Annotated in this window: 18 protein-coding genes and 1 tRNA gene; 11 read left to right on the top strand and 8 right to left on the bottom strand. The window is 68.1% G+C overall.

Annotation, left to right across the window (positions count from 1 at the left end; translation table 11 throughout):
* Window positions 1–39: 39 nt before the first annotated feature.
* From J5J86_RS03135 to J5J86_RS03155, 5 genes are all read right to left on the bottom strand, one after another.
* Window positions 40–1,653 (bottom strand): phosphoenolpyruvate carboxykinase, encoded by a 1,614-nt coding sequence (locus J5J86_RS03135; protein ID WP_209103447.1) that lies wholly within the window; start codon window positions 1,651–1,653, stop codon window positions 40–42.
* 248 nt (window positions 1,654–1,901) lie between these two features.
* On the bottom strand, window positions 1,902–2,783 hold the full coding sequence (locus tag J5J86_RS03140; protein ID WP_209103448.1) for an NAD(P)-dependent oxidoreductase: 882 nt from the start codon (window positions 2,781–2,783) through the stop codon (window positions 1,902–1,904).
* Between the two features lie 119 nt (window positions 2,784–2,902).
* Window positions 2,903–5,017 (bottom strand): xanthine dehydrogenase family protein molybdopterin-binding subunit, encoded by a 2,115-nt coding sequence (locus tag J5J86_RS03145; RefSeq protein WP_209103449.1) that lies wholly within the window; start codon window positions 5,015–5,017, stop codon window positions 2,903–2,905.
* Entirely contained in the window at window positions 5,014–5,478 is a 465-nt protein-coding gene (locus tag J5J86_RS03150; RefSeq protein ID WP_247657979.1) for a (2Fe-2S)-binding protein, read from the bottom strand. The genes J5J86_RS03145 and J5J86_RS03150 overlap by 4 nt, the downstream gene beginning before the upstream one ends.
* A 135-nt stretch (window positions 5,479–5,613) precedes the next feature.
* Complete coding sequence (locus J5J86_RS03155; RefSeq protein WP_209103451.1) at window positions 5,614–6,324, bottom strand: HugZ family pyridoxamine 5'-phosphate oxidase; 711 nt, start codon at window positions 6,322–6,324, stop codon at window positions 5,614–5,616.
* Window positions 6,325–6,525: 201 nt separating this feature from the next.
* Between J5J86_RS03155 and J5J86_RS03160 the strand changes: the two genes are divergently transcribed.
* The 7 genes from J5J86_RS03160 to J5J86_RS03190 all read left to right on the top strand — a co-directional run bounded on the left by J5J86_RS03160 (window position 6,526) and on the right by J5J86_RS03190 (window position 12,330).
* Window positions 6,526–7,227 (top strand): response regulator transcription factor, encoded by a 702-nt coding sequence (locus J5J86_RS03160; RefSeq protein WP_209103452.1) that lies wholly within the window; start codon window positions 6,526–6,528, stop codon window positions 7,225–7,227.
* A gap of 28 nt (window positions 7,228–7,255) precedes the next feature.
* On the top strand, window positions 7,256–9,025 hold the full coding sequence (locus J5J86_RS03165) for a sensor histidine kinase (protein ID WP_209103453.1): 1,770 nt from the start codon (window positions 7,256–7,258) through the stop codon (window positions 9,023–9,025).
* Window positions 9,026–9,028: 3 nt separating this feature from the next.
* Window positions 9,029–9,493 (top strand): HPr kinase/phosphorylase, encoded by a 465-nt coding sequence (locus J5J86_RS03170; protein ID WP_209103454.1) that lies wholly within the window; start codon window positions 9,029–9,031, stop codon window positions 9,491–9,493.
* 114 nt (window positions 9,494–9,607) lie between these two features.
* A complete protein-coding gene (locus tag J5J86_RS03175) occupies window positions 9,608–10,009 on the top strand; it encodes a PTS sugar transporter subunit IIA (RefSeq protein ID WP_209103455.1) in 402 nt (133 codons plus the stop codon).
* Entirely contained in the window at window positions 9,978–10,334 is a 357-nt protein-coding gene (locus J5J86_RS03180; protein ID WP_209103456.1) for an HPr family phosphocarrier protein, read from the top strand. The genes J5J86_RS03175 and J5J86_RS03180 overlap by 32 nt, the downstream gene beginning before the upstream one ends.
* A gap of 241 nt (window positions 10,335–10,575) precedes the next feature.
* Entirely contained in the window at window positions 10,576–12,054 is a 1,479-nt protein-coding gene (locus J5J86_RS03185; protein WP_209103457.1) for a sensor histidine kinase, read from the top strand.
* A 199-nt stretch (window positions 12,055–12,253) separates the two neighbouring features.
* Window positions 12,254–12,330, top strand: a tRNA-Arg gene (locus J5J86_RS03190).
* A 314-nt stretch (window positions 12,331–12,644) separates the two neighbouring features.
* Here J5J86_RS03190 and J5J86_RS03195 read toward each other — a convergent pair.
* Together J5J86_RS03195 and J5J86_RS03200 are read right to left on the bottom strand one after the other, a co-directional pair.
* Window positions 12,645–12,875, bottom strand: a complete 231-nt coding sequence (locus tag J5J86_RS03195; RefSeq protein ID WP_209103458.1) for a helix-turn-helix domain-containing protein — start codon at window positions 12,873–12,875, stop codon at window positions 12,645–12,647.
* A 12-nt stretch (window positions 12,876–12,887) separates the two neighbouring features.
* A complete protein-coding gene (locus J5J86_RS03200; RefSeq protein ID WP_247657981.1) occupies window positions 12,888–13,376 on the bottom strand; it encodes a DUF2975 domain-containing protein in 489 nt (162 codons plus the stop codon).
* 822 nt (window positions 13,377–14,198) lie between these two features.
* On the opposite strand from J5J86_RS03200, the gene crcB reads away from it, so the two are divergent.
* The 3 genes from crcB to J5J86_RS03215 are packed head-to-tail and all read left to right on the top strand — an operon-like array spanning window position 14,199 to window position 16,574.
* A complete protein-coding gene (gene crcB / locus J5J86_RS03205) occupies window positions 14,199–14,606 on the top strand; it encodes a fluoride efflux transporter CrcB (RefSeq protein WP_209103460.1) in 408 nt (135 codons plus the stop codon).
* Window positions 14,607–14,651: 45 nt separating this feature from the next.
* On the top strand, window positions 14,652–15,428 hold the full coding sequence (locus J5J86_RS03210; protein WP_209103461.1) for an SDR family NAD(P)-dependent oxidoreductase: 777 nt from the start codon (window positions 14,652–14,654) through the stop codon (window positions 15,426–15,428).
* Window positions 15,429–15,446: 18 nt separating this feature from the next.
* A complete protein-coding gene (locus J5J86_RS03215; RefSeq protein ID WP_209103462.1) occupies window positions 15,447–16,574 on the top strand; it encodes an FAD binding domain-containing protein in 1,128 nt (375 codons plus the stop codon).
* Window positions 16,575–16,592: 18 nt separating this feature from the next.
* Here J5J86_RS03215 and J5J86_RS03220 read toward each other — a convergent pair whose 3' ends face one another.
* Window positions 16,593–21,746: a trifunctional serine/threonine-protein kinase/ATP-binding protein/sensor histidine kinase gene (locus tag J5J86_RS03220; RefSeq protein WP_247657983.1), complete on the bottom strand. Its 5,154-nt coding sequence runs from the start codon at window positions 21,744–21,746 to the stop codon at window positions 16,593–16,595.
* A 211-nt stretch (window positions 21,747–21,957) separates the two neighbouring features.
* Here J5J86_RS03220 and J5J86_RS03225 point away from each other — a divergent pair, with 211 nt between their 5' ends.
* Window positions 21,958–22,848 carry an AraC family transcriptional regulator gene (locus tag J5J86_RS03225; protein ID WP_209103463.1) on the top strand — a complete coding sequence of 297 codons (891 nt, stop codon included), beginning with the start codon at window positions 21,958–21,960 and terminating at the stop codon, window positions 22,846–22,848.
* The last annotated feature ends 24 nt before the right edge of the window (window positions 22,849–22,872 follow it).

Raw genomic sequence — 22,872 nt, forward strand, 5'->3', positions numbered from 1 at the left:
CCTGTTCAGACACACGATTGAGGGCCGTAGCCCTCGCTTTCACTCCGCCGCGAGGCGGACCTGCGGCTGGGCCTCGCGCACGGCGGCGTCCACATGCTTCTCGAACTTGGCGAAGTTCTCCTGGAACATGGTGACGAGCTTGCGCGCGGTGACGTCGAACTCCGCCTTATCAGCCCAGGTCTTGGACGGATAGAGGATGTGGGGCTCGATGCCGGGCACGGAGGTGGGCACCGCAAAGCCGAAATAGGGATCGGTGCGGAACGACACATCCTTCAGCGAGCCATCCAGCGCCGCGCCCAGCAGGGTGCGGGTGACCTTGATGGGCATGCGGCGGCCGACGCCGTACTTGCCGCCGGTCCAGCCGGTATTCACCAGCCAGCAATCGACGCCATGCTCGGCGATGAGGTCGCGCAGCATGTTGCCATAGACGGAGGGGTGGCGCGGCATGAAGGGGGCGCCGAAGCAGGTGGAGAAAGTGGCCTCCGGATCCTTCACGCCCTTTTCCGTGCCGGCCACCTTGGCGGTGTAGCCGGACAGGAAGTGGTACATGGCCTGGGCCGGGGTCAGCTTGGCGATGGGAGGCATCACGCCGAAGGCATCGGCGGTGAGCATGATGATGTTCTTGGGCTGGCCCGCGCGGCCCGTGGGGCTGGCATTGGGGATGAAGTCCAGCGGATAGGCGGAGCGGGTATTCTCCGTCAGGCGGCCATCGTCGAAGTCCGGAACGCGGGTAACGGGATCGAGGATGACATTCTCCAGCACCGTGCCGAAGCGGTCGGAGGCGGCGAAGATCTCGGGCTCGGCCTCCTTGGAGAGGCGGATGGTCTTGGCGTAGCAGCCGCCCTCGAAATTGAAGACGCCGTCCTTGCTCCAGCCGTGCTCGTCATCGCCCAGGAGGGTGCGGTTCGGATCGGCGGAAAGGGTGGTCTTGCCGGTGCCGGACAGGCCGAAGAACAGCGCCACGTCGCCGTCCTTGCCCACGTTCGCCGAGCAGTGCATGGGCATGACGCCCTTGGCCGGCAGCAGGTAGTTCAGGAAGGTGAAGACCGACTTCTTCATCTCGCCCGCATAGGACGACGAGCCGATCAGCACGATGCCGCGCTTGAAATTGACGGCGATGATGGTGTCGGAGCGCACGCCGTGGCGGGCGGGATCGGCCTTGAAATTGGGCAGGTCGATGATGGTCATCTCGGGCACGAAGTCCGCGAGCTCGGCCATTTCGGGCCGGCGCAGCATGGTGCGGATGAACAAGGAGTGCCAGGCATACTCGGTATAGACGCGAACCTTGATGCGGCAGGCCGGATCGGCGCCACCATAAAGGTCCTGCGCGAACAGCGTCTTGCCTTCGGCTTCTTTCAGGAAGTCCTCGTAGAGGACGTCGAACTGGGCCTCGGTGATGGCCCCGTTATTGTCCCACCATACCTCGCCTTCGGTGGTCTCGTCGCGTACGACGAATTTGTCCTTGGGGCTGCGTCCCGTATGTACGCCCGTCTCCGCCATGAGAGCGCCGCCGGCGGCCAGTCGGCCTTCCATGCGCTCCAGCGCGTGCTCGTAGAGCGCCGGCGCCATCAGGTTCCAATGGACGCCGGTAAGGTGCCGCAGCCCGAACCTGTCCGCGCCGTACGCGCTGTTGCGTTGTCCAGTCTCGAGCACGGAGTATCTCCTCTTTCCACCAACATGATGTGGGGCCTCTCGCGCCCCTCAGGGGCGGCCGGTCAGGCGGGCGGAGGTTAGTGCCCCGTGACCTTTCTGTGAACAGCCCCGGCGAACCCTCGAAACGATTAAAATGGGCGTGAACTGCACTTTCACGGTGCTTGCCGGAGGCCGCACCTTGTCTTTGCATTGCACAATTTTCTCAGGTGCAACGCGGAAGACAGGATGCCGCAGCCGGCGGCTGGCGGTCACGGCGCCCTGTTGGCCCAGAAGCCGGCAAGCATGGACCCGTCCTTGGGGCCGAGTCCGTTTTCGGCCGCGGCGTCATAGGCGCCCAGCGCGGCGCGGGTGACGGGGAGGTCCTTGTTGAGCGCCCTCGCCTCTTCCAGCATGGTGCGCAGGTCCTTGCGGATGCCGTCCACGGAGAAGTTAGCGGGCCCCGTATCCTGCCCGGCCAGCGCGGCGGCGATGGGCTCGGGGCGGGCTTTCAGGACGTTCACGCCGCCCGACGTGTCGGCGAGGAAATCCACCAGCCAGCGGGGGTCGAGGCCCACATTGCGGCACAAGCTATAGGCCTCGCTCAGCGATTGGTAATAGACCAGCAGCGGCAGATTGATGGTGAGCTTCAGCGCAGCGCCGGCCCCCACCGGCCCCACATGCTCCACCCGCCGGCACATCTGGTCGAGCAGCGGGCGCGCCCGCTCCACGTCGGCCGCCTCCCCGCCCACAAGGCCCAAGAGCTTGCCCGTGCGCGCCGGGCCAGTGGTGCCCCCCACGGGGCATTCCACGAACACGCCCCCCGCCGCGCGGACCTTTTCCGACAGCGCGATGATCTCGCGGGTCAGCACGGTGCTCAGGTCGATGAAGAGTTGGTCCGTGGCGGGCACGGACAGCAACCCGTTCTCCCCCAGATAAACCGCCTCCAGCGCCGGGCCGTCCAGCAAGGAGGTGAGGACCGCATCCGCGCCCACGAGGCCGGCGGGCGTGTCCGCCACCTTGGCGCCGGCGCCGACCACGGGCGCCAGTTTATCGGGGCTGCGGTTCCAGACGGTGACCTCATGGCCGAGCTCCAGGAGCCGCAGCGCCATGGCACTGCCCATGCGTCCCATGCCCGCAATGCCGATCTTCATGTGCGTCCTCCGTTCGGCGCCTTCAGGGGTGCCGCATTATTCATTGCGTATTTATCATCTGATCACTTGAGCCGGGAGAGGGAAAGCGAAAAATCGCGCGCGTCCTCCCCCGCACCGGATCACGCCTCCAGAAGCGCGGCCATGATGCGCTCGCGCGTCAGTGGCAGATGGCGCAGGCGCGCGCCGAGCGCGGCGGCCACCCCATTGGCCACCGCGGCGGCGGTGGGCCCCTGCGACACCTCGCCGATCCCCAGCGGGGGATGGGCGGGATCGCCGATGAGCTGGGTCTCGATGCGCGGCACCTCGGAGAAGCGCAGGATGGGATAGGTCTCCCAGGTGCTGGAAGAGACAGCCCCCTCGGAAAAGCGCACCTGCTCCTTCAGCGTCCAGGACAAGGCCTGGATGACGCCGCCCTCGATCTGGTTGCGGGCGCCGTCGGGATTGACGATGAGCCCACCATCCACCGCGCACCACACGCGCGAGACGCGGACCTCCTCTTCCACCGAAAGCTCCACCGCCAGGGCCAGATAGGCGGCGGAATTCTTGTAGCGGCTGAAGGCGAAGCCCCGCGCGATGCCATCGGGGGGCGACATGTCCCAATGGCACATGCGGGCGGCTTCTTCGATCACCGCGCGAGCGCGCGGGTCGGACATGAGGGAGAGGCGATAGGCCACCGGGTCCAGGCCGGCCGCCTCCGCCGCCTCGTCCAGGAAGGATTCCAGCGCGAACACATTGGCGAAGGCCCCCAGACCGCGCATGGAGGAGGTGCGCACCGGCGCGTCGGTGATGAAATGGTGCACCATCTTCTGGTGCGGCAGGTCATAGAGCAGGAAGGCGTTGCGCGAGGCGCCTCCCCCGGCCGCATCCGGCAGGTCCATGGGGGCGGGATCGTCGGGCGGCGTCGCCAGGGACAAGGGGGTCAGAAGGTTGACGGCGCCGTTCATGCCGGGCCGCCCGCCATGGCTGGGGCTGAAGACGTCGATATTCCAGTCCACCGGCCGGCCGGACGCATCAAGGCCGGCGGCGAGCTTCACCACCATGGCGGCCCCGAAGGGCGCGACGCCCAGCTCGTCCTCCCGCGTCCACAGCACCCGCACCGTGCGCCCCGGCCGCGCCAGCGCCACGAAGGCGGCATCGAAGGCGGCATCATCGGCCCCGTTATGGCCGTAGCAGCCGGCGCCCTGGTGGTGGATCACATGGACCAGCGCCGGATCGAGCCCGAGCGCCCGGGCGATGGACCCGCGCAAGGCAAAGACGCCCTGGGCATGGGTCCAAACCGTCAGCCGGCCCTCCTCGAATTTCGCAAGTCCGCAGGAGGGGGCGATGGAGCCGTGGGCGATATAAGGCTTGGAATAGGTCGCCTCCAGCCGCCGCACGACGGGCGCGCCGGAGGGAGCGCCGCGCTCCACCACCCGGGGCGGGGCGGTGGGCCGATCCAGCAGGGTGACGGCTTCCGCGTCGGTTTCCTTCAGCTCCACCCCGCCGGACCAGCGGGCGCGGTCCCTGAGGCGGGTGAAGGCCGCCTGGACTTCCGCTTCATCCTCCCCGATCACCGCGACCACATCGCCCGAGCGGTGGAAGGTCACGGCGCCAAGGCGCGCTGCGCCGGCCTCGTCCACCGCCTCCAAGCGCGCGCCCCGTCGGGGACGATGGAGGACACGGGCGTGGAGAAGGTCCGGCGGCGCCAGATCCTGGATGAAGGGCGCGCCGCCGAGCTTTGCGGGCAAATCGGTGCGCGGCAGGTCCTGGCCCACAAGGCGGAGCTGTCCCGGCGCCTTCACCGGCGCGGCGCCGGTGGCAGCCTGGGACAGGTCCAGCGCCGGGGCGAGGCGCCAATAATCTAGCCCGGATGGGACCCCCTCCTTAAGGATGGCGCCATCCGCAACGGCGAGGCGCGACACGTCGCATTGAAGCTGCCGCGCCGCTTGCTCCAGCATCAGGGCGCGCAGTTCGGCCGTGACGAGGCGCAGCGCCGCCCCGCCCACCTGGATGGAGAGGCTGCCGGCGGTGAAGCCTTCATTGGGCGTGGACGCGGTGTCGCCGGAGGTCAGGTCGATGCGCTCGGGAGCCACATCCAGTTCCTCGGCGGCGATCTGGAGCAGCGCGGTCAGCACCCCCTGCCCCAGTTCCACCTTGCCGGTGCGCACGCTCACCCGGCCAGGCGCGGGAAAGGCCACCCACTGGTCGAGGCGGGGATTGTCCTGGAGGCTCAAGGGCAAGGCATTGGGGATCATGCCGCCGCTCCCCGCAGACGCGCGGCCGCCAGCGCCACCGCGCCGATGATGCGCTCGTGCGCGCCGCAGCGGCACAGATGGGGATCAAGCGCGGCGACGATCTCCTCGCGCGCCGGATCGGCGGTGCGGTCCAACAGACCCTTGGCGGACATGAGGATGCCCGAGAGGCAATAGCCGCACTGGCCGGCCTGAAGCTCCAGGAAAGCCTCGCGCAGGGGATGGGAGACAAGCGCCTCGGCGGTCTCCACCTCCCGTCCCACGGCCTCGGCGGCGGGGAAGGTGCAGGAAAAGGTGGGCTTGCCGTCCAACAGCACCATGCAGGCGCCACACTGCTCCTGCCCGCAGCCATAGCGCGTCGCCTTCAGGTCCAGGAGATTGCGCAGCACATGGATCAGCGGCGCGCCCGCATCCGCCCGCGCGGTTCGGTCCTCGCCGTTCACGCGCAGCGCGATCTCATCCACCTTTGGCACTCCTCAAAGGTCTGGAGTTGGGAAACGGGGCGCATGAGCGGGCCATGGCGCATCCGCCGCGGCTCCGACGCGCCCGCGCCGTCTTCTTGTATGATCGCCCGATCAGGGATGGCCCGCCACCACCTCTCAATCGCCACCCCGCACCAACGCAACCAGCATCTTGCGCGCCTCGCCGGCACTGGTGATGCGGCCGGGGAAGTCGAGGCGGCGTGTGCGGTCCTCGCGAATCAGGGTGGTGCCCTCGGGATCGATGGACAGCATGCGCCAGTCCGTGCCGGTCTCCTTCAGGAGGCGGTGGGCATAGCCCTGGATGGCGTCCAGGTGATCCTCGTTCATGTGGGAGACGATACCGTCCACGGCCCCCTTCAGCGCCTCGGCACCGGTCCAGTCCACGCCCACGTCCGCGCCCGGCAAGGTGACGATGCGCCCGAAGCCCCCCACCAGATGGGCCTCCCGCACGTCCATGCGGTAGAAGGAGAAATCGGTGAAGTCCGCATAGCCCGACGCGAGGGGATGGCGGGCGAGATAGGTGGCCTTGGCCTCCTCCGCAGCGACGACCGCGATCTCGCCCAGAAGGCTGACGCGCGGGGCATTCAGCGGGTCTTCCCCGCGCGGGCCGGCGAACAGGAGCGAGACGCGGGAATCGGCCGTCAGGTTGCGGGTGTGGCGGGCAAGGGTCGAGAGCAGCAGCAGCGGCCGGCCTTCCAGATCGGGCGCCACCGCCACCAGGGAGGCATAGGGCGCGCCCTCCGGCTCCAGGGTCGCGAGCGCCGCGAACCCGGCCTCCGCCACCACCTGCCGCGCCCGCGCGGCGGCACTTTCCCGAGGCTCCGACATGGCCTTTTCTCCCGCTTCTCTCGGGCGATGTGAGAGCCCATCCCCCGTCCGTCAAGCACGGCGAGCGGGAAGGGTTTGGAGATTGTGTGATTTCCCGTTATTTTCCGGGAATGATCGGAACCGGTGTCACATTTCGGCCACGCGAACCGGCTTCACCGAAACAGGCTGAAAACGGCCGCTCCGACGCATGAAAGAGGTGTCATGCCCACGATCGCCCTGGTCGACGACGACCGCAATATTCTGACCTCGGTCTCCATTGCGTTGGAGGCGGAAGGCTATCGGATCGACACCTATACGGACGGCGTGTCGGCGCTGGACGGGTTCAAGACCAATCCGCCGGACCTTGCCATTTTCGACATCAAGATGCCCCGCATGGACGGCATGGAGCTTCTGCGCCGGGTGCGCCAGAAGACCGACATGCCGGTGATCTTCCTCACCTCAAAGGATGAGGAGATCGACGAATTGTTCGGCCTCAAGATGGGCGCCGACGACTTCATCAAGAAGCCCTTCTCCCAGCGCCTCCTGGTGGAGCGGGTGAAGGCCATCCTGCGTCGCATCGGCGCCAAGGACGGCACGGCGCCGCGCGAGACCGACAGCGCCAAGGTGCTGGAGCGCGGCCAGCTGCGCATGGACCCGGAGCGCCACACCTGCGCCTGGAAGGGCGAGCCGGTCACCCTCACCGTCACCGAGTTCCTGATCCTCCAGGCGCTCGCCCAGCGCCCCGGCGTGGTCAAGAGCCGCAATGCCCTGATGGATGCGGCCTATGACGATCAGGTCTATGTGGACGACCGCACCATCGACAGCCACATCAAGCGCCTGCGCAAGAAGTTCAAGTCGGTGGACGACAATTTCGACATGATCGAGACCCTGTACGGGGTCGGCTATCGCTTTAAGGAAATGTGAGGCCGGGCGCGCCCCGGCGCCCAATGCCATGACGGCCCAGACTGAAGACCTCCCGGCGGACCTGCGCCCCGCCCCGCCCCCGCGCGGGTTCTGGGGCCTGCTGCGGCGCATCCGCCAGTTCGTGGCGTTCAAGAGCTTCTCCAGCCTGACGCGACGCATCGTGCTGCTCAATCTGGCGGGGCTGTGCGCGCTGGTCTCGGGCATCCTTTACCTATCGGAATTCCGCGCCGGCCTCATTGATGCGCGGGTGCAGAGCCTGCTGGTGCAAGGCGAGATCATCGCCGCCGCCATTGCCGGCTCGGCCCAGGTGGAAACCAACGCCATCACCATCGACCCGGAAAAGCTCCTGGAGCTTCAGACCGGCGACAGCTACGGGCCGGCGGAAGAGGGCTTCGCGCCGCTGGAATTTCCCATCAATCCGGAACGGGTTGCCCCGGTGCTGCGGCGCCTGGTGGGTCCCACCGGCACCCGCGCGCGCATCTATGACCGCGACGGCGTGATGTTGCTGGACACCCGCTCGCTCTATTCCAAGGGCGAAATCCTGCGCTTCGACCTGCCCCCGCCCACCCAGGCCCCGCCCGGCCTGCTGGAGCGTGCCTGGCGCGGCGTGCAGAGCTGGATCGGCCGGCGGGAATTGCCGCTCTACAAGGAACTTGGCCCCCAGAGCGGCAAGGACTATCCGGAAGTGGCCTCCGCCGCCCTCGGCCAGAAGGCCTCCGCCGTGCGTGTGGACGAGCGCGGACGGGTGGTGGTGTCGGTGGCGGTGCCCATCCAGCGCTTCCGCGCCATTCTCGGCGTCCTGCTGCTCTCCACCCAGGGCGGGGAGATCGACCAGGCGGTGGAGGCGGAGCGCTTCGTCATCGTGCGCGTCTTCCTGGTGGCGGCGGTGGTGATGGTGCTCCTGTCCATCCTGCTGGCCGGCACCATCGCCGACCCCGTGCGCAAGCTCGCCGCCGCCGCCGAGCGGGTGCGCCGGCGCATCAAGAGCCGGGTGGAGATCCCCGATTTCACCTCCCGCTCCGACGAAATCGGCCACCTGTCCGGCGCGCTCCGCGACATGACCTCCGCGCTCTACAACCGCATCGAGGCCATTGAGAGCTTCGCCGCAGATGTGGCCCATGAGCTGAAGAACCCCCTCACCTCCCTGCGCTCCGCCGTGGAGACTCTGCCGCTCGCCAAGACCGACAAGTCCCGCGACCGCCTCATGGAGGTGATCCAGCACGACGTGAAGCGCCTGGACCGCCTGATCTCCGACATCTCCGACGCTAGCCGGCTCGACGCCGAGCTCCAGCGCCAGGAAGCCACCAATGTGGACCTGCGCCAGATGCTGGAAATGGTGGTGGGCATGGCGCAGGACGTGCGCAAGGATGACGGTGTGAGCGTCGCCCTGCATTTCGAGCGCGCCCAAGGCGCCCCGGCGGATTATGTGATCGTCGGCCATGCCTCGCGGCTCGGCCAGGTGGTGGACAATCTGGTCTCCAATGCCCGCTCCTTCTCGCCCAGCGGCGGCACCGTGACCGTCACCTGCCGGCGCCTCAAGCAGGGCGCGGAGATCATCGTGGACGATGAGGGACCGGGCGTCCGGCCCGATGCCCTCGCCAAGATTTTCGAGCGCTTCTATACCGACCGGCCGCACCAGGGCTTCGGCCAGAATTCGGGCCTCGGCCTGTCCATCTCGCGCCAGATCGTCGAGGCCCATGGCGGCAAGATCTGGGCGGAGAACCGCATAGGCAAGGGCGCGGACGGCGAAGAGACGGTGCTCGGGGCGCGCCTCATGGTGCGCCTGCCGGCGGGCTGAGCGGTGTCCGCGGGCCCGGGCCAGTGGGCGCCCTCCCCCACCGTCCATGCCAGCTGCGTGCTGGTGGGCGAGACCGGCATCCTGATCCGCGGCCCATCCGGCTCCGGCAAGTCGACCCTTGCTTTGTCCCTCATGCTCGACCCGCCCCGCGCACTGCCCGCCGCGCGTCTGGTGGCGGACGACCGGGTGCACCTGACGCCGGCTCCCGATGGCCTCGTGGCGCACGCCCCCGCGACCCTCGCCGGGCTGATGGAGGTCCGCTATCTCGGCATCCGCCGCTTTCCCTTTGCGGCCCGCGCCAGGCTGGGCCTGGTGATCGATCTCGCGGCAGAGGATGCCGCGCGCATGCCCGAGGTCCCGGGCAGTGTTGCAAATCTGGACGGTTTCCAGCTTCCGCGCCTTGCAATTCCGCCAGGAATGAGCCCGCGCCTCTTGGTGGCGGCGGTCCTCACAGGCAAGAATCCCTGAACCCTCATGTGCTTTTGTGCGATGCACCCCTTGCGTAATTTTTGAGCCGCTCTGAATATGGCGGTCCCGCAGTGCGGGAGGCCTCCGCCCCGAACTGGCTGAGGCGGAGGGAACATGATCGGTCTCGTTCTCGTCACCCATGGCCGCCTGGCCACAGAATTCTGCTCCGCTCTGGAGCATGTGATGGGCCCACAGAGCCAGATTGCCGCGGTCACCATCGGCCCCGACGACGATATGGAGCGCCGCCGCCACGACATCATCGAGGCGGTGGACCGGGTGCGTTCGGGTCAGGGCGTCGTCATCCTCACCGATATGTTCGGCGGCACCCCCTCCAATCTCGCCATCTCCGTGATGAACGCCCCCGACGTGGAAGTGGTGGCGGGCATCAATCTCCCCATGCTGGTCAAGCTGGCCAAGGTCCGCGCCGAACTGCCTCTGGCCGAGGCGGTGAACGTGGCGCAGGAAGCCGGCCGGAAATACATCAATGTCGCAAGTCGTGTCCTTGCCGGAAAGTGAAGCCGTGTCGGCCGAGGCCGTCCAAGAGGCCTGCGGCACCCCCGCTCCCGCCGGAGCCCTGGTGCGGGTGCTGCCCATCATCAACAAGCGCGGCCTCCATGCGCGCGCCTCCGCAAAGTTCGTGCAGACAGTGGAGCGCTTCACCGCCGCCGTCACGGTCTGCCGCAATGGCGAGGCGGTGGAAGGCAATTCCATCATGGGCCTCATGATGCTGGCGGCGGCCCCCGGCACCACCGTCACCGTCACCGCCACCGGCAAGGAAGCAAGCGAAGTGATGGAGGCGCTCACGGCCCTCGTTGCCAACCGCTTCGGCGAAGAGGAATAGGCGCACAGCGCCCTTCCGGCAATGAACGGATCGGCTTGGGCGCGATCGCGCCCCGCTGCTGCCCGCCCTTCAGCCCCCAAGGTCGCGTCCGGCGGACCGCGATTGCATCGTCATCCACCTGCGCCGAAGACGCCTTTGCTGACGCGGGGCTGGCCTTCCAGCCTGCCGAAAGCCACAATCGCGAGATTATGAACGCACGGGCCGGCGCAAAAGGTGCGGCTCGGCCCCCGGCATGGAAGGCATGTTCAGGCTTCAGGATCCCTTTTCCGGTTCCTACCGTGCCCTCAAGGAGCGGCGCGTACGCTTCGGCCTGTCCGCAAAGCTGCTGCTGCTGACCATCGCCTTCATCACCGCGGCCGAACTCGCCATCTTCGTGCCGTCCATGGCCACCTTTCGCCAACGCTGGCTCTCCGATCGGGTGGCGGCTGCGCGCACGGCAGCCCTGGTGCTGGAGGCAGCCCCCGAGGAGGCGGTGCCGCCAGAGCTTGCCCGCCAGATCCTGGAGAGCGTCGGCGCTCAGGTGGTGGTGGTCAAGCGCGAGGACACGCGCCGGCTCCTGGCCATATCCGACATGCCGCCCGCCATCGACCTGCACATCGACATGCGCCAGACCACCATGCTGGAAGCGGTGTGGGAGGCCTTCGACACCCTGATTTCCGGTGGCGACCGCACCTTGCGCGTGGTGGCGGCCGCCCCCCGCGACGGCGACTTCCTGGAGATCGTCCTGTCCGAAAAGCCGCTGCGGGCCGCCATGCTGCGGTTCGGGGCGACACTGTCCGTGCTCTCGCTGCTGGTCTCGGCCATTGCCGGACTTCTGGTCTATGTGAGCCTGCACCGCATGTTCGTGCGGCCCATGCGACGCCTGACCGAGCGCATGAGCGCGTATCGCGAGGCGCCAGAGGATGCCTCCCGCATCATCGTGCCCTCCGGCCGGGGCGACGAGATCGGCATTGCCGAGGAGGCGCTGGCCGAATTGCAGCGGGGCCTGTCCCAGACCCTGGCGCAGAAATCGCACCTGGCAGCGCTCGGCATGGCGGTGTCCAAGATCAACCATGACCTGCGCAACCTGCTGGCCTCGGTTCAGCTCATCTCCGATCGCCTCGCCGACCTTCCCGACCCCACCGTCCAGCGCTTCGCGCCCAAGCTCATGAATGCTCTGGACCGGGCCATCACCTATTGCGAACAGACGCTGTCCTATGGCCGCGCGCAGGAGGCCCTGCCGGTGCGACGCAAGGTGGAGCTTGCGCCGCTTTTGGAAGAGGTGCGCGAGACACTGGGCCTTGGCCCCGATTCGCCGGTCGGCTGGATCGCCTCCCTCGACCGCTCCATCACCGTGGATGCGGATCCCGACCAGTTGTTCCGCGTGCTGCTGAACCTCACCCGCAATGCCCGCCAGGCGCTGGAGGCGCGCACGCCCAACGATCCCGCCCGCGACCAGATCCGCATTTCCGCGCGCCGACGCGGCACGGTGGTGGAGATCGAGGTGAGCGATACCGGCCCCGGCATTCCCGCCGATCGTCGCGAGCGCCTGTTCGCAGCCTTCCAGGCTTCGGCCCGGCGGGGCGGCACCGGCCTTGGCCTTCCCATCGCCGACGAACTGGTGCGCGCCCATGGCGGCGAGCTGCGTCTGGTGGAAGGCACCATGGGCGCCACCTTCCTCATCTCCATCCCCGACCGCACCGCCGACCTCCGCCTCGCCTCCCGCCGCGCCAGCGCGTGAGGGGCTGGCCGCCGTCACGGGAGCGTCATCCACAGGCACGCGCCGCACGCATGACCAATCTGCGGGATGGGCCTTGCCTTCAAAATGAGAGGCGGGTAAGAGACAGCCCTCGCCGACGCACACCGTCGACGGGCCTCGCAGCCGGATCATCCAACCGGCACAGTGGACAGCTTCAAAAGCCCCACTGACGAGGTGGCAGGCGCCCGTAGCTCAGCTGGATAGAGCACCAGACTACGAATCTGGGGGTCAGAGGTTCGAATCCTTTCGGGCGCGCCATCACTTAGCTTCGATTTATGACGGCGTGTTACCGGGCTTCGCTCAGCCGGTATTCCGCGCCTCCCCGCGCAGCTTGGTGACGGGCTTGTCGGCTCCATGGTGCCGCGATTGGAGAACGTGGTGGCGCTCAGCGGCGTCTGCACGCCCGCTTCATCAGCCAGCGCGCACTGCAGGTCCGGATATGCGCGCATCCACATCGCTGTCGCGCCAGGGCCTGGCGGCGAACCAGACGGCGCTGCGTCGACACTTTCACGCCACCACCGACAAGAAAAGCCTGCCCCCTCGCCGCCAGGGCGCGGCGAAGGGCGGGCCGGTCATGGCATATCGCCCTCATTGGCACGGGTGCGCTCATAGCGGAGCAGGTCGCCGGGCTGGCAGTCGAGGAAGTCGCAGATCCGCTCCAGCGTTTCGAAGCGGACGCCTTTCACGTGCCCTTTCTTGAGGAGCGAAAGATTGGCCTCGGTGATCCCGACATATTCGGCGAGATCCTTCGATTTGACATTGCGCTCGGCGAGCATGACACCGAGCCGGACGTGAATGGGCATGGCCGGCTTTCCTCAGACGAACTGATCGTTCTCAGCGGCCACATCGGATGCTTCCACCAGCACGCCCGCGATGACCGCAACCATCGCCGCAAACAGCAGCGACAGCAGCGTGTCCGAGCCGATGTTCAGCACCAGGCTGCGCGTCTGGCCCGGTGAGAGCGCACCGAGCAGCAGGCCGAGGGCTGCCCCGGCCAAGGGCTTGAGAAGGGCCGACGCGCCAATCCACAAAGCGAAGCCGCGCAGGCTTCGGGCGGCGTCGCTGGAAAAGATGCGCCCCGCGGCAAAGCAGCGGAAACAGTGCCGGGCCTTCAGCAATCCGAAAATCAGCGCGCCGAGCGGAATCATGGCGACGGCGAAGGCGAGCAAGCGCACGGGAAGCCCGACGCCCATGGGCGGGGGAAGGACGAGGCCGGCGTGGCGAAACAGCGTGTCCGCCGGCGTCAGGCACCAATAAAGCAGCATCGCCGCCGCAAGCAGGACGGCCACTGCGGCGCTGGCCATTGCCATCCCCTCGCTGAGACGGCGGACGCGAAGGAGGCGGGCAGCGCGGGACCCCTCGTGTAAGGCACGCAGGCTCAGGGTGGGTGGGACCATAGGGAAACTCCTCTAGATGTCGGGATTGTATCCGATAATTATCGTTTTACAATGAAATTTTTTCGTTTAACGTTTCTCCACACACCACGGAGGTCACAAGCCGATTATGAGAAACACACGAACGAAGATCGCCGGATGGGCGTGGTGCCTCGTTCTCATCGTGCCCGCCCATGCGGAGCCATCGACGAGCACGGGCTCCATATCGGTCGCGCAAGTGGCGCAGATGTTGGACCAGGCCCCGGCCAATCCGACGGCGCTACAAGTGCTCACGGCTTATCTGGGAGGTGTCGGCGAGGCCGTGGGAACCGTGATCGGAGCCGAGGGCACCCCCTGTCGCCGCCCCCTCACGCTGACCGCCCAGGACGTTCGCAACGCCATTGCCGCCGCGACCGGAGGGGCGAAGGCACGTCAGGTTGCCGCGACACCGCTTATCGTTCGGGACATGATGGCGCGCGCCGGATGCCATCGCGGATGAGTTGGGCAAACGGCAGTTTTCGCGTTGAAGGGCGGGGAGAGATGCCGCCGGTGAGGTCGCGATCATAAGGATCGCGCTGTCCGGTGACGGGGTCGCCACCGGAACCACCGAGGGCCGCACCGCCCCTGTGCCCCCGACCATACCAAGGTTCAGGCGGCAGACCTCAATGTAGAATGTCCCTGTCCGCTCCACCGTGGAAGTCTCTCCACAAGGGCCGCGCTCCATGAAAACGCGTGGCCGGAGACAGGTGGCCCATGCTCGACCTTGGATATATCGCCGCCGGAGGGGCGCTCGGCTCCATCCTGCGCTTTGAGCTGAACCGCTGGCTCACGGCGATGCTGGGAAGTGCGCTTCCCTGGGGCACGATCCTTATCAATATCGGCGGCTCATTCGCCATCGGCCTGAGCGCGGCGCTTTTTGCGGGACGGGCCGGGGCGGCGATCCCCCTTGAGGCGCGGCAGTTCGTGCTGGTGGGCCTGTGCGGCGGCTTCACCACTTTTTCCTCGTTCAGCCTCCAGACCCTTTCGCTGATTCAGGCCGGCGAGCCCGGGCGCGCGCTGCTCAATGTGGGGCTATCGGTGGTGCTTTGCCTCGCCGGCGTGTGCCTCGGTTACGCGCTTCCCGGCACGCTGGCGGCGCTGTCCCCCCACGCGGGGGCGTGACGGCGGCGTCAACCAATACCCGCCCACTCACATGAGGAGCTCACCATGAAAATCGACCTGTCCGGCAAGCGCGCCCTCGTGACCGGCTCGACGGCGGGCATCGGCCTTGCCATTGCCCGAGGCCTCGCGGAGGCTGGCGCATCCGTCGTCATCAATGGCCGCACAAAGGCCAATGTGGACGAGGCCCTCGCCCGCCTCGGCAGCGTGGTGCGCGGCCGTGCCATCGACCTGTCCACCGCCGAGGGGGCGCGGGACCTCGTCGCGCTGGAACCGGCCTTCGACATCGTGGTCAACAATCTCGGCATCTTCCAGCCGCAGGATTTCTTCGCGACCGACGATGCCATCTGGGACCGGCACTGGCAGGTGAACGTGATGCCCGGCGTGCGGCTGGCGCGCGCCTACCTGCCCGGCATGGCCGAACGCGGCTGGGGCCGCATGCTGTTCCTGGGCTCGGAATCCGCCTTCAACATCCCGGCGGACATGATCCATTACGGCGTCAGCAAGACAGCGGACGTGGCGCTGGCGCGGGGCCTTGCCAAGCGCATGGCCGGCACCGGCGTCACCGTGAACTCCATCCTGCCCGGCCCCACCCTTTCGGAGGGGGTGGCGCAGATGCTGAAGGCGCAGACCGCCGGTGGAAAGTCTCTGGAGGAGGCGGGCGCGGACTTCGTGCGGGCGCAGCGGCCCTCCTCACTCATCCGCCGCCTCGCCAGCGTGGAGGAGGTGGCAAGCATGGCCGTCTACCTCGCCTCGCCGCTCGCCTCCGCCACCACGGGCGCGGCGCTTCGGGTGGATGGCGGCGTCATCGACTTCATCAGTTGAACCGGGGAGCATTCCGTCATGAGCCCACGCATCCTCATCATCGGCGGGTCCATGGGCGGCCTGTTCGCCGCCTTTTTGCTCGGCCGGGCCGGTTTCGACGTGACCGTGGCCGAGCGGTCCGAGCATGGCCTGGACGGGCGCGGCGCGGGCCTGGTGGCGCAGCGGGAGGTCTTCGCCATGCTCCGGGAAGCGGGCGTCGCGCATCTGGCTCATGTGGGCGTCACGGCGCAGGAGCGGATCTATCTGGACCGCGACGACCACATCATCCATCGCCAGCGCACGCCCCAGATGCAGCTGTCATGGGACGTGCTCTTCCGCACCTTCCGCGATCTGGTGCCGGATGCGCGCTATGGCATCGGCCGGCGCGCCCTCGCCGTGGAATCCGACGGGACCGGGGCGCGGGTGCGCTTTGCCGACGGCCATCAGGAGACGGCGGACCTGGTGATCGGTGCCGACGGCATCGGGTCCGTGCTTCGAGCGGCGGTGTCGGGGCCGGAAAGCCTACCCCATTATGTGGGCTATGCCACCTGGCGCGGCCTGGTGCCGGAGACCGAGGTGCCGGAGCAAGCGGCGCGGCACTTGTTCGAGCGGTTCGCCTTCCATGAAGGCCCCGGCTCGCACATCCTGGGCTATCTGGTTCCCGGCCCGGACGGCGCCACGGAGCCGGGCCGGCGGCGCTACAATTGGGTCTGGTACCGGCGCTATCAGCCCGATGACCTCCGCCAGATCCTGGTGGATCGCGACGGGCAGGCCCGCCCCTTCTCGCTCGCACCCGGCCGCGTGCGCCCCGAGCAGGTGCGGGCGCTCCATGCGGAGGCGGACGAAAGGCTGCCCGCCTCCTTCGCGGCAGCGGTGCGGGCGGAACCCCGGCCCTTCCTTCACGCCATCTTCGACTATGCCCCGGACCATATGGTGAAGGGCCGTGTGGCGCTCCTGGGCGATGCCGCCTTCGTCGCCCGGCCGCACACGGCCATGGGGGTCGCCAAGGCGGCGGGCGATGCCTTTGCCTTGCGCGACGGGCTGCGCCAGCACCGGGATCTGGATGCGGCGCTGGGCGCCTATGAGGCCGCGCGCGTGCCCGTGGGCCAGGCGATCGTCGCCTATGGGCAAAGGCTCGGGCAGAGCCTTCTGCTGGAGACGGCGTGATCCGCCGCCCCCCCTGCGTCACGGGCGGGCCAGGGGGAGCCGCACCAGGAAGCTGCTGCCTTCGCCCTCCACGGAGCGCGCTTCCAGGGCGCCGCCATGCAGCTCCATGATGGAGCGGCAAATGGCGAGCCCGACGCCCATTCCCGTGGTCTTGGTGGTGAAGAAGGGCTGGAAGATGCGGGCGATCACCGCCTGCGACATGCCCGGGCCGGTATCCTCGATGGCCACCTCGATGTCATCGCCCTCCAGGCGCGTGCCGATGCGCAGGCGCCGCTCGCCTCCATCGGTGCCGCTCATGGCCTGGATGGCATTGGTGATGAGGTTGAAGAACACCTGCTGAAGCTGGACATTGCTGGCCAGCACCAGGTTGCGCGTCTCGCCAAAGCTGGTGGTCAAGGCGATCCGGTTTGAGGTCAGGTCGGCGGCGACGATCTTGAGCACGTCATCCACCACGTCCTCGATGGCGATCGGGCTCGTGGGCGAGGGCTCCTGTTTCACCAGCGCGCGCAGGGCGGTGATGATGTCGGCCGCGCGCCGTCCGGATTGGCGGATGCTCTGGAGACTTTTGGCCACCTCCGCGAGGTCCGGCTGCGCCCTGTTCAGCCAGCGCAAGCCCGCATCTGCATGCGCGACGAGGCTGGCGAGGGGCTGGTTGATCTCATGGGCGATGGACGAGGCGAAGCTGCCCATGGCGGTGAGCTGGTTGGCGCGCGCCAGATCGCTGCGGGCTTCGCGCAGATCGAACTCGGCCGTCGCCCGGCGCAGATTCTCCTCCATCAGGTCGCCATAGAGCCGCGCCGCATCCAGCGAGATGGCCGCCTGGGGCGCGATGACCTCCAGCATGGCCATGCGCTGGGGGGTGAAGACATCGGCGCTGAGGGCATTCTCCAGATGCAGCATGCCGATCAATTCGCCGCGCTTGACCAGCGGAATGCAGGCCAGCGAGCGGATAGTGCGCCCGCCCATGGAGAGGCCCCTTTCGCTGGCCTCCAAAGCGGCGTCGGCCATGGTGACCGCACGCCCCGTGCGCAGCACCGTCTTGAGCACGGAGGTGGGCATGAGGTCATCCGGCGCGGCGGCGGGCTGAAGCTCGATCTCGATCTCCTGGCCCCGCACCCGCGCAACAGCCTCCACCACCGGCCGCCCCTGGCGCAGCAACAGGAGCAGGCCGAACCGAGCGCCGGCATGAACGATCATGCTCTTCATCAAGGTACGCACGACCTGTTCGAGGCCCACCTCCTCCGCCAGGGTCTGGGACGCGGCCGTCATGACCGTCAGGTCCAGCTCCTGCTGCATCCGGCGCGGGGCTTCGGCGGCGCCGACCTCGCCGCCGGGCAGGTTCAGATGCGCGGCAAGCCGCGCCGCCTTGCCCTGCGCGCCCCATTGGCGATAGGCCTGGATGGCGCCCATGAGGCACCCCTGGGCGGGCGCCTTCAGCTTGATCTCCTGGTAGAAGCGCGCCGCAAGTTCCAGGGCCAGGGCCTGCTCGTGGATGAACCCTGCCGCAGCGGCGGCGTCCGCGGCGCGCTCAAAGAGCGCCATGGCTTCCGCGCGCTGGCCGGACAGGCGCGCGGCCTCCGCTTCCAAGGTCAGGTGCTTGGGCGAGAACGTCTCCGGATTGAGCCCGGCCCAGGACCTGAAACGGGCCCGCGCGTCCGCCATGCGGGCCAGCCGCGCCTCGGCCGAGCGCCCGGCGGCCGGAACGTGGGCCTCCGCCAGAGCCAGGAAGAACAGGGTCATGGCCGTATCAATATGGGCGGGCGCGGCCCAGGCCATGGCCTGCGCGGCCTCCAGCTCCCGGTGCGCGGCCGCAAGGTCGTCCAGGAGGAAGGCCTGCACGCCGGCATAATGGGTGACCCAGTAGCGCGTCGCCACCGATGTGCCGGCAAGGTCGGTGTCAGCCGGGCGCGCGCAGGGCTCTCCGGTCACCAGGGCATCCACAAGGCCGCATTGCGCCACCAGTATCCGCTCGATGTCGCCATAGCCGATGTCGCGGGTCAGGGCGATGCTGTCCACCAGCTCCGCGCGCACGCGGTCGAGCCGCGTGCCGATGACCAGCATGTCGGAGGCAATGTGGTTGCGGGCATAGCAGACCATGCCCAGATCCCCCGCCGCCTGCCCCACCCGCGCGCCCTCGCGGGCATGGCTGAGGGCGGTGCGCAGGGGCAAGGTCCAGGGGCTGACCTGGTCCAGCGCGATCAGCGCGGCGGTGCGCTGCGCTTCGTAGCCGTCGCGCTTGGCGAGCCTCGTCGCGGCCATGGCATAGCCGGCGCCTTGCGCATAGGCACCGAAATAATGGGCGCTGAGCAGGCCGAAAAAGGCCAGGCCATAGGCCGATTCCGGCGCCGCTCCATGCGCCAGCGTCAGCTCCATGATCTTGATGACATGGAAGAAGCGCAGGTCGCCCTCGACGAAGAAGGACGAGACGAGGGTGGAGAGCAGGGACAGCGCCGCGCGCGCCCGCCGGTCGGTCATGTCCGGCAGCAAGACGAGGTCGTCCATCCGGATGCGGTCAAGGGCCTCCTGGCAGGCGCGGTAGGCCGCCTCCAGGTCGCTGGGACCGGGCTGGGTTTCCAGGTGCACATCGAGCGCCCTGAGGCCGTCCATCGCCACGTCGATGGCCTGCGCATAGGCGCCTTTGACCGTCAGCGCGATCGCCTTCAGGCGGCAGATGTCTGCCAGGCTGATGGGATCGTGGTCCGGGGGCGCGAGGGCATCGAGGGCCGCGAGAGCCTCGTCCACGCGGCCGAGGGCCAGCAGGCAGTCGCATTGCAGCCATTCGGTGTCGAAGACCAGGGTGGCGAGGTCCGGCGGCGGGTCACCGGGCAGGATGCGCCGGATCAGCTCGACGAAATGCAGCGCGCGATGGGCTTCGCCCGCGGAGCGGCAGGCGCGCGCGGCCAGATGCAGGATCTGGGCGAATGGGCGCCGCTCCTGCTCGGCGATGTCCTCGAGCGCGCAATGCTCGATCTGCGACGCGATCTCGAAAGCGCAATCCGCGTCCAGCACAGGGGGACGGGCCATAAGCGCGCGCGCATTGACGAGGTGCTTGCGCGCCCTCTGGGCCGGCGACAGGCTGGCATAGGCCGCTTCCAGCACCCGGTCATGGGCCACCGCGAAGTCGGTGCCGGAGCGAACCAGGAGCCCGGCGGCGACGAGCCCATTGGCGGCCCGCCCGGTTTCCTCGGAACTCGCACCGGACACCTCCGCCGCGAAGGCGGCAGAGCAGCGCCCACCCAGCGTCGCGCAGCTTTGCAGGACGCTGCGTTGGAGCGTGGTCAGGCCCTTCACGCGCTCCAGCATCAGGTCCGCGATGGCGTGCTGAGGCCTGCGGCGCTGGTCGTTCCACACCCATTCCTGCCGATCGTCATCGAACTGGAGCACGTCCTCCTCCAGCAGCCTTTGCAGCAACTGCCCGATGAAGAAGGGATTGCCGTGGGTCTCACGATGAACGCGCGCCGCAATGGGACCGACGGCCTCCGGCACGCTCTTCAGGATGAAGGCCACCAGTGCCGTCGTATCAGCCTGCTGCAACGGCTCAAGGCGTAGCGCCTGCGCGAAGGCCGGCGAGGTCCTGGCCACATCAAGCACGTCCCTCACGCTTTTCCGGTTTTGGGCTTCGGTCCGGTAGGTGAGGATCACAAAGACATGCGCGGGGGCTTCGCTGCACATTTGCCGGACCAAGTTGAGGCTGGCGTGATCGAACCATTGAAGGTCGTCCAGGAACAGCACAAGCGGTGCGTCGCGCGCGGCGAGGGCCGCAAACGTCTCAGCCAGGATGCGCGCGGAGCGGGCCTGGGCGATGTGGGCGGGGACATCTGCCAAGTGATGGGCCTCGGGGGGCAGGATGGTCAGGTCCGGCACCAGCTCGGCCAGCACCCGTCCGCATCCCACGATGGCCCCGAGACGCGCGCGGGCGGCGGCCAAGACCTGCTCATCTCCGCCCAAAAGGTGCGCCAGGGCGGTGCGCAGCGCCTGGGCAATGGGCGCAAAGGGCGTCCCCTCGCGCAATTGGACGCCCTTGCCCGAGGTGCACAGGCTTCCCCATTCGCCCAATTGGGCGATCTGGGCTTCCACCAGCGCGGATTTCCCCGCGCCGGGCTCGCCCGACACGAGCACGATCCGCCGCGGGGACGCGGCGCGGAAGGCCGCAAACAGTTCGCTTAGGGTTTTCAGTTCCCGGCGACGGCCGAACAGGAGCCCCGCCCCGCGCGGCGGATCGGCAAGCTCGCCGCGCGCCAGCACGAAATCCTCGGCCTCGCGGCCCTCGGCGAGCGCAGCGGCCACCCGGCGGAAATCCGCATGGAGCGCTTGCGCGGTCTGATAGCGCTGCCTGGGATCCTTGCTGATGAGCTTGAGGACCATCTTGTCGAGGATGGGGGGAAGGTCGGGCCGACTGAGACGCAGGGACGGCGCCTGCATGGCCACATGGGCATGCAGCCAGCCGGAGAGGCTGGACGCCGTGAGGGGCAAGGCGCCCGCAACATATTCGTAGAGCAGCACGCCCAGCGCATAGAGGTCGGTGCGGGCATCGATGGGGGCGGGATCCGTGCGGATGAGTTCCGGCGCCGCATAGGCAAGGTCCGCGCCCCCGATGCGGCGGCCCTCGGATGTGCCGGCCTGCACACCGCAGGTCGAGCCGAATCCGGCAAAGCGCACCCGACCATCGGGTTCCACCATAAGCCGGGCGGGGGACAGGCCGCCATGGAAGAGACCGGCCCGGTGCAGCCGCGCGAGGGCGGCGGTGGCTGCCAAAGCGAGGTCCACGATGGCGCGCACATCCGCCTCGGCAGCGGGCAGGTCGGCCAGGGTCCGGCCGGTCCGCGGGGGATAGGCCAACGCGAGCCGGTCCTGCTCCACCCGGAAAAGGGGCACCTCCGCAAGCTCGGCCCCCAGTTCCAGCGCGAGACTCGCATCAGCCTGGAGGCGGGAGGCGGGCGGCGTGTTCCAGTCGGCGAGCAGGATGCGCCAGGGCTCGCCTGCGTCATCCACCACCAGCCACTGGTCGATGCCCGCTTCGCTGGTTCGGGACCTGATGGTGAGGCCGGACCACCAGTGGGCATCCTTGGTGTCGAGACGGGAGGAGATGTCGTTGGCCATGAAGGAGGCGCCGTGCGGAGCGGGGGTCCGGCTATGATAGGAGATGCCGGGAGCATGACGGCTGGAATTCATGGTCGCCTCTGGCAGAGCCTCGTCTACTGCAGTTTCCGGACGGACGGAGATTGGCCGATCATCCGCACTCACAATGCCCCATGCGTCTGCGCTGCGTCTTTGCCGGGAGCGGCATTGTGTTTGCCGGAATTGACAGACTTGATCGGCACAGCCCCCTGCCCCAAGATAGAGGGTCTAGCGAGATACCGCCCTTCGGACCGAGGTGTCGCACATGGCCAGCGTGCATGATTTCGGCCGCAGGAAGTTTCCGCGGGGCGAGGTGCTGCTGAGTTCCGGGCGCCGCAACTGGTCCGGCATGGCCGCCGAAGTGCGCAACCATCCCGCCGGCGAGATCCCGCCCCCCGTCCCCCAGCAGATGGAAATCACCCTGGCCTTGTCCGGCTCGCCGACCGGCCGCGTGGAGCGGCGGGGAAATGGCGAGTGGCAGGACACCCCGGCGCGGCCCGGGACGCTCTGGCTCTGCCCGATCGGCGTGGTGGAGGAGTCCATCCGCATCACGGAGGATCTGAGCTCGATCCTGCACATCTTCATCGGCCATGAGGTCTTCAAGGAGGTGTCGCGCACGGTGTCTCGGGCCGTCTCGCCCGAAAGCATCGCCTACCGCGCCGGCATCGACGATGAATTCGTGCGACAGGTGGGATACAGGATCAGCGCCGAACTGGAGGAGGAGACCTGCGTCGGCGGCCTGCTTGTGGACAGCCTGTCGAGCGCCATGGCGGCCCATCTCGTCGCCACCTATAGCGGCGCCCTGTTACAGGACCGGGAGAATCCGCGCATCGATCAGGTCCGGATGCGCCGGGTGGTGGATTACATCAACGACAATCTCGACGCCGATATCTCCTTGGCCGACCTGTCCGAAATCGCCTGCCTCAGCCACCATCATTTTGCGCGTGCGTTCCGCTCCGCTGTCGGGGTGCCACCCCACCGCTTCATCAGCACGCTGCGTCTGAAGCGCGCGCAGGATCTGCTCGCCCACACCCAGGCCAACCTCGCAGACATCGCGTTTGCGTGCCGCTTCTCATCCCAATCCACCTTCACGCGCGCCTTCCGGCGCCATATGGGCCTGTCGCCCGGAGAATATCGGCGCAAGGCCGGCCGCTGAGGCGCGTGCGGCTGGCCGTAGCGT

Source organism: Aquabacter sp. L1I39, from assembly GCF_017742835.1.
Classification (GTDB): domain Bacteria; phylum Pseudomonadota; class Alphaproteobacteria; order Rhizobiales; family Xanthobacteraceae; genus L1I39.